This window comes from Streptosporangium roseum DSM 43021 (assembly GCF_000024865.1).
Taxonomy (GTDB): domain Bacteria; phylum Actinomycetota; class Actinomycetes; order Streptosporangiales; family Streptosporangiaceae; genus Streptosporangium; species Streptosporangium roseum.
This window is the reverse complement of the sequence record NC_013595.1, coordinates 1591655-1604581: the sequence shown is the minus strand read 5'-3', so window position 1 is coordinate 1604581 and position 12927 is coordinate 1591655. Positions and strand designations below refer to the sequence as shown.

The 12927-nt window shown below is 71.9% G+C and carries 12 protein-coding genes; 9 read left to right on the top strand and 3 right to left on the bottom strand.

Annotated elements, in window-relative coordinates:
* Positions 1–662 precede the first annotated feature (662 nt).
* The 8 genes from SROS_RS49325 (at position 663) to SROS_RS07260 (ending at position 10171) form a co-directional block, all read left to right on the top strand.
* Complete coding sequence (locus tag SROS_RS49325) at positions 663–920, top strand: hypothetical protein (protein ID WP_148268978.1); 258 nt, start codon at positions 663–665, stop codon at positions 918–920.
* Positions 921–1011: 91 nt separating this feature from the next.
* On the top strand, positions 1012–1821 hold the full coding sequence (locus SROS_RS07290) for an ABC transporter ATP-binding protein (RefSeq protein WP_012888255.1): 810 nt from the start codon (positions 1012–1014) through the stop codon (positions 1819–1821).
* Entirely contained in the window at positions 1818–4097 is a 2280-nt protein-coding gene (locus SROS_RS07285; protein ID WP_012888254.1) for a YhgE/Pip family protein, read from the top strand. Before SROS_RS07290 ends, SROS_RS07285 begins: the two co-directional genes overlap by 4 nt.
* Positions 4098–4111: 14 nt before the next feature.
* Entirely contained in the window at positions 4112–4771 is a 660-nt protein-coding gene (locus SROS_RS07280) for a TetR/AcrR family transcriptional regulator (protein ID WP_012888253.1), read from the top strand.
* Between the two features lie 231 nt (positions 4772–5002).
* Complete coding sequence (locus SROS_RS07275; RefSeq protein WP_012888252.1) at positions 5003–6787, top strand: substrate-binding and VWA domain-containing protein; 1785 nt, start codon at positions 5003–5005, stop codon at positions 6785–6787.
* Positions 6788–6847: 60 nt separating this feature from the next.
* Complete coding sequence (locus SROS_RS07270) at positions 6848–8677, top strand: substrate-binding and VWA domain-containing protein (RefSeq protein ID WP_043651531.1); 1830 nt, start codon at positions 6848–6850, stop codon at positions 8675–8677.
* Positions 8677–9414, top strand: a complete 738-nt coding sequence (locus tag SROS_RS07265) for a hypothetical protein (RefSeq protein ID WP_012888250.1) — start codon at positions 8677–8679, stop codon at positions 9412–9414. The genes SROS_RS07270 and SROS_RS07265 overlap by 1 nt, the downstream gene beginning before the upstream one ends.
* A gap of 10 nt (positions 9415–9424) precedes the next feature.
* Positions 9425–10171, top strand: coding sequence for a PspA/IM30 family protein (locus tag SROS_RS07260; RefSeq protein ID WP_012888249.1), 747 nt, complete (start codon positions 9425–9427; stop codon positions 10169–10171).
* A 16-nt stretch (positions 10172–10187) separates the two neighbouring features.
* Here SROS_RS07260 and SROS_RS45760 read toward each other — a convergent pair whose 3' ends face one another.
* The 3 genes from SROS_RS45760 to SROS_RS07250 form a co-directional block, all read right to left on the bottom strand.
* Positions 10188–11135 carry a tetratricopeptide repeat protein gene (locus SROS_RS45760; protein ID WP_148268977.1) on the bottom strand — a complete coding sequence of 316 codons (948 nt, stop codon included), beginning with the start codon at positions 11133–11135 and terminating at the stop codon, positions 10188–10190.
* Complete coding sequence (locus SROS_RS53790; RefSeq protein WP_012888247.1) at positions 11128–11262, bottom strand: hypothetical protein; 135 nt, start codon at positions 11260–11262, stop codon at positions 11128–11130. Before SROS_RS53790 ends, SROS_RS45760 begins: the two co-directional genes overlap by 8 nt.
* 108 nt (positions 11263–11370) lie before the next feature.
* The gene (locus tag SROS_RS07250) at positions 11371–11895 is read right to left on the bottom strand and encodes a cysteine dioxygenase family protein (protein ID WP_148268976.1); all 525 of its coding nucleotides are present in this window, start codon (positions 11893–11895) and stop codon (positions 11371–11373) included.
* Between the two features lie 74 nt (positions 11896–11969).
* Between SROS_RS07250 and SROS_RS07245 the strand changes: the two genes are divergently transcribed.
* The gene (locus SROS_RS07245) at positions 11970–12836 is read left to right on the top strand and encodes a LysR family transcriptional regulator (protein WP_012888245.1); all 867 of its coding nucleotides are present in this window, start codon (positions 11970–11972) and stop codon (positions 12834–12836) included.
* The last annotated feature ends 91 nt before the right edge of the window (positions 12837–12927 follow it).

Below are 12927 nucleotides of genomic sequence, written 5' to 3'. Positions count from 1 at the left end.
TCAGGCATGATCGCTTTCACGGACGTGGTGCCCGGGTTCCACCGGTGGCGGGCGGCGGCAGCGATGCCCGTTCGCCTCCGTTCCATCCCAGGGCCGCCCCTTTTACGCGGCGCCGTACGGGGTGGAAGGTCAAAAGCGCGGCGAGGGGCGGGTGGGGTGGCCCGGGGCCGGCCCTTCGTGCGGCGCCGTACCGGGTGGAAAGTCAAAAGCTCGACGAGGGGTGAGTGGAGTGGCCCGGGACCGGCCCCTTCGTGCGGGGCCGTACCGGGTGCTCCCCGCTGCGCGGGCTAGGGAGGGAGCGGGGCGGGGGTTTTCCTTGATCTGTTGGGATTGGGCGTCCTATAGCACCGCTAATCCCAACAGATCATGGAAAACCCCTGATCACTACCGCTCCCGGGGCTCATCGTCGCCCGCCCTGCCTCGCCCGGTCCAGCACCGGCCCCTCACCAGACCTTCCCCCCACCCACCCACGGCCCCTCCTGAGCCCCCGGACCACGCGACACCGGCCCGCACGGAAGGAGCGGCCCCGGCCACCCCACCCACCCTCGCCGCGCTTTTGACCTTCCACCCCAGTACGGCGCCGCACAGAAGAAGCGGCCCCCGGCCACCCCACCCACCCTCGCCGCGCTTTTGACCTTCCACCCCGTACAGCGCCGCTCCGGTTGACGGTGAACGACCCCGACGCCCCCGATCCCGGCCTCACCCTCGCCCCCAGCCCCGACGTCGGATACTCCTACAGCATGCCGCTGGACGTGGCCTCACCGCTGGTACGGCGGATCGGCTGGACCGACGACGGCCCCCTCCTCCCCGAGAGCTGCACACCGGAGACGGGGGAAGAACGGCCTGGGCCGGAGACAGGAACACCCACCGCCGCCCGGTCACCCACACGGCCAAGCCAGGTGAGTGACCGGCTTGCGTGAGAATCGACACCTTTGCCGGGCCGGTCACCTGGGGAAACTTTTGCGTGATATTTTTGTACTGACTGGTCAGTTTAAAGAGTCGGAGGGCGCGGTGTTCCACGGGGTCGCGGTGCACGCGGTCGGTCTGTCCCTCAAGGGCGAGCACGGGTGGGTCTACCGCGACGTCGGCGTCACCGCCGAGCCGGGCAGCCTCACCGTCGTCACCGGGCAGGCGGGCAGCGGGCGCACGAGCCTGTTGCTGACCCTGGCGGGACGGATGAGTCCCACCGAGGGCACGCTCACCGTCGGGCGGTACGGCAGGCCGAGGGCGATCCGGCGGGTCGCCGCGCTCGGCCTGGTGGACGGGGTCAACGACCTGGAGAAGGCGCTGACGGTCCGCGAGCACCTGCACGAGCGGTCGCCGGGCATGTTCTGGGGCGGACGGCAGGAGGCACGGGCCGGGACCGCGCTGACCCTGGCCGGCCTGGAGCTGTCCCCCGGCGACCGCACCCTCATCCGCGATCTGAGCCGGGAGGAGCGGGTGCGGCTCGGGATCGCGCTCGCGCTGCTCGACACCCCGGGGCTGCTGGTCCTCGACAACGTGGACACCGGCCTCGCCCAGGACCGTCAGGAGGCGCTCTTGGCGACGCTGGGCGAGCTGGGCGAGCGGGGGCTGACCGTCGTCGCCGCCTGCACGGAGAGCGAGCGGGCGGCGGCGATCCACCTGCCCTCCGGGACCTCCGGCCCTCTCGGGGATCCCGGCGACGCCGCGAACCTCCCCGCCCCCTCCAGGCCCGCCCGCCCGGCGGAGCCGGAGAGCACGGCGGAGCCGGAGAGTACGGCGGACGGGCGGGACGGGGAGGCGGCAGCGCGGGCCGTACCGGCCGAGGAGACCGAGGAGACCGAGGAGAAGGACCGATGAGATCGTTGCGGCTGGGACGGCTGGAGCTGCGGCGGTTCACCCGGTCGCGGCTGACCCGGGCGGCGCTGGCGGGCGTGGTGATGCTGCCGCTGCTGTACGCCGGGCTGTACCTGTGGTCCTTCTGGGACCCGCAGGGCAACCTGCAGAACATCCCGGTGGCGCTGGTCGTGGAGGACCGGCCCGCGACCGTCGACGGCAAGACGGTCGACGCGGGCCGCGAGCTGGCCGACGAGCTGCGTGACCGCAAGGTCCTGGGCTGGCACACGGTCGACGCCCGGCAGGCCGCCGACGGCGTGAACGACGGCAGCTTCTACCTGTCCCTGACCATCCCCGCCGACTTCAGCGCCCGGCTCGCCTCGCCCTCCGGCGACGGCACGCCGACCCCCGCCGAGCTCGGCGTGCGGGTCGACACCGGCCGCAGCTACATCATGGGAACGATCTCCGACGCGGTGTTCACCGAGGTCAAGGACGCGGCGGGCCGTACCGCGCTGAAGGACTACTGGGACAACGTCTTCGTGTCCTTCGGCGAGCTGCACGACGCCACCGCCAAGGCCGCGGACGGCGCGGACGATCTCCACGACGGTACGGCGGAGGCCGGAAAGGGCGCGTCCACCCTGAACGCGGGCCTCAGCCAGGCCAAGACCGGCACCCACCAGCTCACCGTGGGCCTGGGCAGCGCCAACACCGCCACCGGCCGGCTGTCGGCCGGGGCGGACAAGCTGGCCGCAGGCCTGGGCCAGGCGGAGAGCGGCTCGCGCGAGCTGGGCCGGGGGCTGGCGAAGCTGGAGAAGGGCGCCAAGCAGGTGGCCGACGGCAACGCTCAGGTCTACGAGCAGGTCCACGCCCAGGTGCCGAAGATCAACAAGGTGGCCGACGAGGTCGTCCCGGTGCTGGAGGAGAACGGCGCGCGGCTGCGGTCGCTCGCGGAGGCCGTCGAGCGGGGCGCCGGCCTGGTCGCCGACGGCGCGGGAGCGCTGCCCGGCGGGATCAAGCAGGGGGCGGAACAGGCCCGGCAGCAGGCTCAGCAGCTGCAGAACTGGCTGGACGGCAATCCGGACGCCGATCCGCGGCTGCGGGCCATCGCCGAGCGCCTCACCCAGTCCACCCAGGAGGTGGCCACCGGGCTGGAGGGCGCCGCGGGTGACGGCGGCGGCGCCGCGGCCCAGCTGCAGCGGGACGCCCGCAGGATCGCGGAGGTCGCGGGCCGGACGGCGGAGGTCGCGCCGACCGCCGGCCGGCAGCTCGACCAGGCCAGAGACAAGATCAACCAGTTGGACGAGGGGCTCGGCAAGCTGGCCGCCGGCTCGGCGGAGCTCCACTCGGGCCTCGGTGACGCGGCGGCCGCCAACGGAAAGATCACTTCGGGGATCTCCCGGCTCGGCGACGGCTCCGCCCAGCTCAGCCAGGGGCTGACCCGGCTCGGCGGCGGCATCGTCAAGCTGAGCGACGGCGCGGCCCGGGTGGACAGCGGGGTGGGCCGCCTGCACGAGGGCGCCGGGGAGCTCACCACCGGCATCGGCAAGCTGGCCGACGGGTCCAGGGAGCTGAGCGACAAGCTCGGAGACGGCGCCGAGCAGATCCCCGACTACGGCGGGGACGAGCGCGCGGACCGCAGCGACATGATGAGCGAGCCGGTCAAGCTGGCCGGCCAGGTCCTCAACGAGGTGCCCAACTACGGCACCGGGTTCGCGCCGTTCTTCGTCCCGCTGGCCCTCTGGGTCGGCGCGATGGTGAGCTACATGGTGCTGCGCCCGCTCAACCCCCGCCTCCTGGCCGGTACGGCATCCGCCTGGCGGATCGCGGTGGCCGGCTGGCTGCCGGGACTGGTCCTGGGCGCCGCGCAGGTGGGCGTGCTGATGGCGGTGATCAGGTTCGGGCTCGGCATGGAGGCCGCGCACTGGGCCGGGATCGCCGGGGTCCTGCTGCTCACCGTGGCGGCCTTCCTGGCGATCGTGCAGGCGGTCAACGCCCTGCTCGGCGCGCCGGGGCGGGTCGTGGTGCTGGCGCTGCTGATGCTCCAGCTGACCTCGGCCGCCGGGACGTACCCGATCGAGACCTCGCCGGGCTTCTTCCAGACGATCTCGCCGTGGCTCCCGATGAGCTGGGTGGTCAGCGCGCTGCGGCGGCTGATCAGCGGCGGCGACCTCGCGGTGGTCTGGCAGGCCTGCGGGGTGCTGACCCTGACCGTGGCGCTGGGCCTGAGCCTGACCGTCTACGCCGTGCACAAGGGGCGCACCTGGTCGATGCGGCGCCTCCACCCCGAGCTCGCGCTCTGACTACGGTTTCCTCCATGACGCAGCAGCGGGCCGGGGCCAGAGACGCCGACACGGGGCGGGATCGCCGGGAATCCGGGACGGGTGCGACCACGAGGAAGGGGGACGGCCGCCGGGCCGGGACGAGGCTCAGGCTGTTCACGGCGGCGGTGGAGGTGATCGCGGAGCAGGGCTACACCGCCGCCACGGTGGACGCGATCGCCGAACGGGCCGGGGTGGCCAAGGGCACCGTGTTCTACAACTTCGGCAGCAAGGAGGCGCTCTTCGCCGCGCTGCTCGAACACGGCATCCAGCGGCTGGCCGACGCGATGGGCGAGGCGGACACCGGACAGGCGGCGCTCGACGCCCTCGACTCGGTGGTCATGGCGCAGCTGCGGTTCTTCGAGGAGTACGGCGCGTTCGCCCGGGTGCTGCTCGCCGAGATGTGGCGTACGTCCTGGCAGGACGCGGTCGCCCGGCTGCGCGAGCAGGCGCTGGGGGTCTACGCGGGCGCGCTGCGCCGGGCGGTGGCCGAGGGCGCGATCCGGGAGGACCTGGACGTGGAGACCGCGGCGACCGCCGTGTTCGGCATGGTGCTGACCGTCTCGATCGAGCGCCGGGCGCTGCACCCGGACCGTCCGATCGAGCAGGTGCACGCCACCCTCGTCGATCTCCTGCACGGGCGGGTCTCCGGCTAGAACGTCCCCGGCGGAGGGCGGTCCGGCCGGAGACCCGGTCCGCGGGGGGCGGTGTCCCGGTCCGGCGGGAGGCGGTGACGGCCGACACGGTGAAAGATGGCTTCCCGGCCCCGTCGGAGACGATCACCCGGCCCCGCGGAAGGCGGCGACCCGACCTCGTAGGAGACGGCCGGCCCAAGCGAAATGACGGAAACCTTGTCCAGGTAAATCAGTTCTTCCTACGATCATCGGATGGCCTACTCCCCCGCACGACCCCGCCGGCGGATCCTGCCCTACCTCCTGGCCGTGGTGCTGGCCATCGGGCTGATCGCAGGACTGCGCTGGTTCGTCGGCCGGAGCGGGGAGAGCGAGCCGAGCGCCTGCTCGGGCGAGTCGGCGAAGATCCGGGTGGCGTCCTCGCAGGACAAGATCTGGATCCTGCGGGAGGTCGCCAAGGAGTACAGCGGGCGGACCGTGGCCGGGCGCTGCGCCGAGGTGGTCATCGACGAGGCCAACTCGGGCACCGCGATGCGGGCGCTGGCCAGGGGGTGGAAGGAGCAGACCGACGGCGAGCGGCCGGACGTGTGGTCCCCCGCCGCCTCCGCGTGGGTGACGCTGCTGCGCCAGCAGGCCGGGGGCGCCGACGGCACCGTACCGGTCGCCGATGGGAAGCCGGTCCCGATCGTGACCGCGCCGCTGGTCTTCGCGATGCCCAAGCCGATGGCCGAGGCACTGGGCTGGCCGGGCAAGGCGATCGGCTGGGCGGAGCTGGCCGGGCTGGCGGCCGACCCCAAGGGCTGGGCGAAGTACGGTCACCCCGAGTGGGGCCAGTTCAAGCTGGGCAAGACCAACCCCAACTACTCGACCAGCGGCCTGAACGCCACCATCGGCGCCTACTTCGCCGCGACCGGCACCACCTCGGACCTGACCGCCGGCGACATCGCCGACGCCAAGACCCGCGAGTTCGTCAAGGGCGTCGAGCAGTCGATCGTGCACTACGGTGACATCTCGATGACCTTCCTGGGCAACCTGCTCCGCGCGGACGACCGGGGCGAGTCCATGGCCTACATCTCCGCGATCACCATCGAGGAGAACTCGGTCACCGACTACAACCGGGGCAACCCGTCGGGCAACCCGGCCACGCTGGGCAAGCACGCCCCGCCGCGCACCCCGCTGGTGGCCGTCAACCCCAAGGAGGGCACGCTCTTCTCCGACCATCCCTACGTCCCGCTGACCTGGATGGACCCGGCCAGGAAGGCCGTCGCCGACGACTTCCTGACCTACCTGCACAGCGCCCCGGTGCAGGCGAGGTTCCAGTCGTACGGCTACCGCGGCTTCGACGGCAAGCTCGGTCCCCAGGCCACCAGGGAGAACGGCGTCATCCCCGACGCCACGATCACCACCCTCAACCTGCCCACCCCGACCGTCCTGGACAAGGTCCTGGGGAGCTGGTCGGAGCTGCGCAAGCGGGCCAACGTGCTGATCGTGGTGGACAAGTCAGGCTCGATGGAGGAGGAGGCTGCGGGCACCGGCGAGAGCCGCCTGGAGCTGGCCAAGAAGGCCGCGATCAACGCGCTGCCGCAGTTCCGCGGGGACGACAAGGTCGGCCTGTGGGCCTTCTCCACCAGGCAGGACGGCGACAGGGACTACCGGGAGCTGGTCCCGATCGACTCGGTGTCGAAGATCGGCCCGGCGCTCCGCGACGAGCTCGACGGGCTGACCGCCGGGGGCGGGACCGGGCTCTACGACACCACGCTCGCGGCCGTCGAGCGGATGCGCGGGGCCAGGGACGCCGGGGCGATCAACGCGGTGGTCTTCCTCACCGACGGCAAGAACGAGAAGACCGGCGGCAGCGACCTGGACAACCTGCTCGGCAAGCTCAACCCCGACGTGCGCCTGTTCACCATCGGATACGGCGAGGGCGCCGACCAGGGCGTGCTCAAGCGGATCGCCGAGGCCACCGACGGAGCCGCCTACGACTCCTCCCGGGCGGACACCATCGACCAGGTCTTCACCAGCGTGATCTCCAACTTCTGACCGCGTTCTCGTCACGGCGAACTATGGCAAGGGCTCATTCGTCGGATAAGTACTGACACCATGGAGGCCGGGTTGTACCAGCAGCCGCAGCGACCGCGCAGGAACTTCGCTCCCTTCATCATCGCGATCATTCTCGCCGGGGCGTTGATCGTCGGTCTGCGGCTGTACGTCGGGAGCGCCGAGCCGGAGCGGCCGCGGAACGCCAAGCAGACCACGGCCTGCGGCGCCGGCGGGGTCACCCTGACCGTGGCGGCGTCGTCGGAGAAGGCCGAGCTGCTGCGGACGGTCGCGGCCGGCTACAACGGCAGGAAGGTCGGCGAGCGCTGCGCCGACGTGGTCGTCGTGACCAAGGCCAGCGGCGGCGCGATGCAGGCGCTGGCCCGCGGCTGGGACGAGCGCCAGGACGGCCCGCGGCCGGATGTCTGGTCCCCGGCGAGCAGCGGCTGGGTCACCCTGCTCCAGCAGCGCGCCCAGGGAAACGACACCGGCTCCCTGGTCGCCGCGGAGAACCCGTCGATCGCCAAGACCCCCCTGGTCATCGCGATGCCCAAGCCGATGGCCGAGGCCCTGGGCTGGCCGGGCAAGAAGCTCGGCTGGGCCGACCTGCTCGACCTGTCGGCCGGCTCCTGGGCCAAGTACGACCATCCGGAGTGGGGCGACTTCCGCCTGGGGAAGACCAACCCCAATTTCTCGACCAGCGGCCTGAACGCCACCGTCGGCGCCTACTTCGCGGCCACCGGCCTGTCGGGCGACCTGTCGGAGAAGAACGTGGCCGATCCCAGGACGCGGGACTTCGTCCAGGGCGTGGAGCGCTCGATCGTGCACTACGGCGACACGACACTGACGTTCCTGTCGAACCTGCAGCGGGCCGACGACGCGGGGGCGGGCCTGAGCTACATCTCCGCGGTGGCCGTGGAGGAGAAGTCGGTCTGGGACTACAACCAGGGCAACCCGACGGGCGACCCGAAGACGCTGGGCAAGCACGGCAAGCCCAAGGTGCCGCTGGTGGCGATCTACCCCAAGGAGGGCACGCTCTACTCCGACAACCCCTACGCCGTGCTGACCGCGCCGTGGGTGGACGACGCCAAGCGGCAGGTGGCCGCCGACTTCCTGGCCCACCTGCAGGCCCCGGAGCAGCAGAGGCGCTTCGCCGACTTCGCCTTCCGGTCGCACGAGGGGAAGGCGGGCAAGCTGATCACCGAGGCGAACGGCCTGCTGCCCGCCGAGCCCAGGACCGCGCTCAGCCCGCCCGCCCCCAACGTGCTGGACAAGGTGCTCTCCAGCTGGGCCGACCTGCGCAAGCCCGCCAACGTGCTCATGGTGATCGACGTGTCCGGCTCGATGGGCGCCGGCGTGCCGGACACCGGCAGGAGCAAGCTGGACCTGGCCAAGCAGGCCGCGATCAACGCGCTGCCCCAGTTCGGCCCGCACGACAAGGTCGGCCTGTGGATGTTCTCCACCAAGCGGGACGGTGAGAAGGACCATCTGGAGCTGGCCCCGCTGGACACCGTGGACGCCGCCCAGCGCAAGACCCTGCGTACCCGCCTCGACGGCCTGACCCCCGACGGCGGGACCGGCCTCTACGACACCGCGCTCGCCGCCTACCAGCACGTGCGCGACCGGCACAGCGGAGAGGCGATCAACGCGGTGATCTTCCTGACCGACGGCAAGAACGAGGACAACAACAGCCTGTCGCTGGAGAACCTGCTGCCCGATTTGCGCGCCGAGTCCGCCGAGGAGTCGGTGCGGATGTTCACGATCGCCTACGGCCAGGACGCCGACCTCGGCGTGCTCAAGCAGATCTCCGAGACGACCAACGCGGCCGCCTACGACTCCCGCGAGTCGGGAAGTATCGACCAGGTGTTCACCGCGGTGGTATCCAACTTCTGATGTCCCGTTTCCTCGATGAACTACGAGATCCGTGGGGTCTGCTGCTCGGTGCGACCGCCGGGGGCGCCGCCTGGGCCGTCAGCGTGCACCCGGCCGCCGCCGGGGCCGTCGGGGTCGCCGTCTGGCTGGCCAAGACGGCCATCGCCACCGTCCAGGGGCGGGACGGCGGCGGCCGTACCGCGCCGGACGTCACCGCCGGCAGCAGGGAGGCCCACTGGCTGGAGCGGGCCGGCTCGGCCGCGCGCGGCTTCGGCGAGCTGAGCGCCTCCATGGGAGCAGGCCCGCTGGCCGAGCGGATCGCACTGATGCGGTCCCAGGTCGACGACTCCACTGCCACGCTGGAACGCCTGGCCGAGCAGGCCTCGCTGACCGGCACCGCGCTCGCCAGGTTCGACCTCGAACGGCTCCGGAACGAGCGCACGCGGCTCACCCGGACCCGGAAGAACGCCCGCGAGGAGCTGGTCCACGACCTCGACCGCGCCCTCGCCTCGCTGGCCTCCCAGCAGGCCGTGGTCGAGCGGCTCTCCCAGACCTACAGCCAGGTGCTCGCCCGGATGGAGTCGAGCACGATCAGCATCGAGGGACTCCTCGCCCGGCTGGTGGAGCTGTCGGCGATGGCGGCACCCGGAGCCCTGGAGCCGACCCGGGTGCTCGACGAGCTCGCGGACAACCTCGAAGGGGTCCGCCAGGGCCTGCACGAAACCGAACAGATCACCCGCGACGCGCTGGATCGCTAAGGAGCCCCCCATGTTCAAGGTCATCCGCCGGGCCTGGCGCTACATGGTCTTCGCCCTGTCCGGCCGGTTGGACGAGCTGTCCGACCCGCGGATCCAGATCGAGCAGGCCATCCAGGAGGCCAAGGAGCAGCACCAGCGGCTGTCCCAGCAGGCGGCCGCGGTCATCGGCAACGAGCGCGAGCTGGAGATGAAGCTCGCCCGCTCGCTGGAGGAGACCGAGAAGCTCCAGGCCAACGCCCGCCAGGCGGTCCTGCTGGCCGACCAGGCGCGGGCCGCGGGCGACGAGCGCAAGGCGCTGTCCTACGAGGACTCCGCCCGCGCCTTCGCCTCCCGGCTGGTGGCGGCCGAGACCGCGATGGGGGACGTCCAGCTCATGCACGAGCGGGCCAGGCAGTCCTCCGCCCAGGCCCGCGCGGCGGTCGAGAACAACGCCATGGCCCTGCAGAAGAAGATCGCCGAGCGGATGCGCCTGCTCTCCCAGCTCGACCAGGCCAAGATGCAGGAGCAGCTCAACAAGGCCATGGGCGACCTGTCCGGCCTCACCCCCGCCGGCGACACCCCGACCATGGACCAGGTCCGCGAGAAGATCGAGAAGCGCTACGCCCGCGCCCTCGGCGAGGCCGAGCTGACCTCCAACTCCGTCGAGGCCCGGATGATCGAGGTCGAACGCGCCGCCATCGACGTCGAGGGCGCCGCCCGCCTGGAGGCCATCAAGGAGAGCCTCCGCCAGGACCGCAAGCCCGAGGTGGAGAGCTGACCCGGGCCGCGGTCCCCTACCCGGGCCGTGCCCTCACGAGTGCGGACAGGCGCTCCACCTCCGGGTGGCCCGGGTCGAGGGCGCGGCGCTTGATGCGCAGGGCGTCCCGGTAGCGTCGGCCCGCCTCCTCCGCGCGGCCCTGGAGATCGTCCAGGTGCGCCAGGTTGACCTGGCACACCGCCACCTCGTAGTGATCGGCTCCCAGGCGCTCGCGGAAGATGCTCATGGCCCGATGCAGCGCTTCCGCCGCCTCGGCGTGCCTGCCCTGGTCCGCGAGCACCGCGCCGAGCACGGCCAGATCCGCCGCGACGTGGTCGTGGTGAGGGCCGAGCGCTCTCTGCCGGATCTCGATCGCGGCCCGCGCGTGGTGTTCTCCGGCGGGATCGCCGCCGCCCCGGGCGTGCGCGAGCCCCGCGAGGTTGTGCAGGGCGTCGGCGCGCATCGGGTGGTCGGCTCCGTGCCGCTCCAGGCAGGCCAGCGCCTCCCGGTAGTGCGTCTCGGCCTCGTCGTACCGGCCGGTCTCCTTGCACAGTACGCCCAGGGCCAGCCGCACGGTCGCGGCCCGCTCCCGGTCCGGCTCGTCCACCAGCCCGGACGCCCGGCGCAGGTGCGCCTCGGCCGTGGCGTACCTGGCCTGCCGGCGCTCGACGTCGCCCATCCGGACCAGCGCGTCGGCGAGCGGTCCGTCGCGGCCGGGGCCGGGGGGCTCCGCGGCCGACGACTCCACTGCCATCCGGGCGCACTCATGCGCCTCCGCGTAGCGCGTGAGCCCGTGCCAGAGCGACGCCAGATCCACCAGGAGCGTCGCGTGCCCGGCCAGATCCGCCTGGCGCGCCGCCTCGGTCGCCCGCCGCGCCCACCGCTCGGCCTCGGCGTGCCATCCGCGCCTGCGGCAGTGGACAGCCCGTATGAGGCACCGCCGGATCACCCTGATCCGGCGGTGCCGTACATACCGCTCAAACACCGTCAGGGGACGACGGCTCGCAGTGGTTGGCGATGCGGATGGCCTCCGCGGTGCCGGACAGCAGCACGGAGAAGACGGGTACGGCCGTGGCGAGGACCAGCATGTACAGGCGCGTGATCTTACGCATGACTCGCTCCTTTCCGGAGAAACCGGGACGCCCTCATCGTGGCCTCGGGGGCTTGTCGCCGACTTGGAGGTGACTGGCGCGCACCTGCCGGGGGAGAGCCGGCGGATGTCAGCGGACGGGCAGGTCGTAGACCCGGCGGATGCTGCTCGGAGCGGCGCCGAGGTCGGCGCCGTAGATGTGAAGGGAGATCGCCGTGCTGTCGCCGGTGTTGCGGACCCGGTGGATGTCTCCGGGCGGGGCGAAGCCGCTGACCTCCCCCGCCTGGTTGGCCGTCCGGCCGATCTCCGTCAGATGGTCTCCGTCGAGGCGGTAGAGCGTCTCGTATTCGACCCCTTGCAGGATCCCGAACACGCACCAGGCGATGTGGTCGTGGATCACGGTCTCCTGACCGGGCCGCCAGACGACCGCCATGATCGAGAAGGCCGCCTCGGTGTGGAGGGGGTGGCTGATGTAGTGGCCGGGGTCTCCCAGACGTTCCTCCTCGGTGAGGATCTCGGGAGAGGGCAGCCGTTCACGCAACATGTCGGCCACGGCGAAAGCCGTCGTCCGGGGGGTGGCGGATCTGTCGACCAGCTCTCGGACTCCCGCGACCAGCTCCGCCAAGCCGGGACGGGCGAGCGTCATGATTCCCATGTCTCAAGAGTGCGCCGGACAATACATGCCGTCTAATGTCTATCTTGCTCTTTATTCATAGATAATGTTGATACATGCTCGATGTCGTACGGCTCCGCGTGCTCGCCGCCGTGGCCAGGCACGGATCGGTCACCGCCGCGGCCAGGGAGCTGCACTACTCACAGCCCTCGGTCAGCCACCACCTGGCCAAACTCGAAGCCGAGACCGGGGCCAAGCTGATCCAGCGGGCCGGCCGGGGCATCCGGCTCACCGAGACGGGCCGCCTGCTGGCGGAGCGGGCCACCGAGATCGTCGGCCGCATCGACTCCGCGTCCGCCGAGCTCTCCGCCCACGTGGGCCTGCGCGCGGGCCGCGCCAGGCTGGCCGCCTTCCCCTCGGCCCTGGGCACGTTCGTGCCGGAGGCCGCCGCCCTGCTCGCCAGGGACCACCCCGGCCTGGAGCTGCGCCTGACCGAGACCGAGCCACCCGAGGCCCTGCGGATGCTCCGCGCGGGCTACGTGGACGTGGCGGTCATCTTCCGCTACGACGACACCGCCCCGGAGGACGACGGCATCCGGCTGGTCCACCTGCTGGACGACCCCAGTTTCCTGGTCACCTCCGGCCGGACCGGAGACCTGTTCTCGCACCGCGACAGCCGCTGGATCGGCGGCTGCGACCGGTGCCGCAGCCACCTGCTCGACCTGTGCGCCAAGGCGGGCTTCGAGCCGGAGATCGCCTTCACGACCGACGACATCGTCGCCGTCCAGGCCCTGGTGGCGGCCGGGATCGGGGTGACGGCCCTGCCCGCCCTCGCGCTGCAGGCGCACCGCCACCCGAAGGTCAACGCGATCGAGCTGCCCGGCTCGACCCGGCACGTCTACGCCGCCACCTACGGCGAGCCACCCGTCCCTCCGGCGACCACCGCCCTGCTGACCGCCCTGGTCTCCGCGATCCGCCCGTAACAGGCCGCCCGTGAAGGAGCTGCCCGCGGCAGGCCGCTCGCGACAGGCCGCCCGTGGAAGAGCCGCCCTCGGAAGATCACCCGTACCCGCC

What these genes read in the sequence shown, in the direction of transcription:
- SROS_RS07285 (WP_012888254.1), top strand. Translation starts at nt 1,818, where the DNA reads ATGAGATCGTTGCGGCTGGGACGGCTGGAGCTGCGGCGGTTCACCCGG.
- SROS_RS07280 (WP_012888253.1), top strand. Translation starts at nt 4,112, where the DNA reads ATGACGCAGCAGCGGGCCGGGGCCAGAGACGCCGACACGGGGCGGGAT.
- SROS_RS07275 (WP_012888252.1), top strand. Translation starts at nt 5,003, where the DNA reads ATGGCCTACTCCCCCGCACGACCCCGCCGGCGGATCCTGCCCTACCTC.
- SROS_RS07270 (WP_043651531.1), top strand. Translation starts at nt 6,848, where the DNA reads ATGGAGGCCGGGTTGTACCAGCAGCCGCAGCGACCGCGCAGGAACTTC.
- SROS_RS07265 (WP_012888250.1), top strand. Translation starts at nt 8,677, where the DNA reads ATGTCCCGTTTCCTCGATGAACTACGAGATCCGTGGGGTCTGCTGCTC.
- SROS_RS07260 (WP_012888249.1), top strand. Translation starts at nt 9,425, where the DNA reads ATGTTCAAGGTCATCCGCCGGGCCTGGCGCTACATGGTCTTCGCCCTG.
- SROS_RS53790 (WP_012888247.1), bottom strand. Translation starts at nt 11,262, where the DNA reads ATGCGTAAGATCACGCGCCTGTACATGCTGGTCCTCGCCACGGCCGTA.
- SROS_RS07250 (WP_148268976.1), bottom strand. Translation starts at nt 11,895, where the DNA reads ATGGGAATCATGACGCTCGCCCGTCCCGGCTTGGCGGAGCTGGTCGCG.
- SROS_RS07245 (WP_012888245.1), top strand. Translation starts at nt 11,970, where the DNA reads ATGCTCGATGTCGTACGGCTCCGCGTGCTCGCCGCCGTGGCCAGGCAC.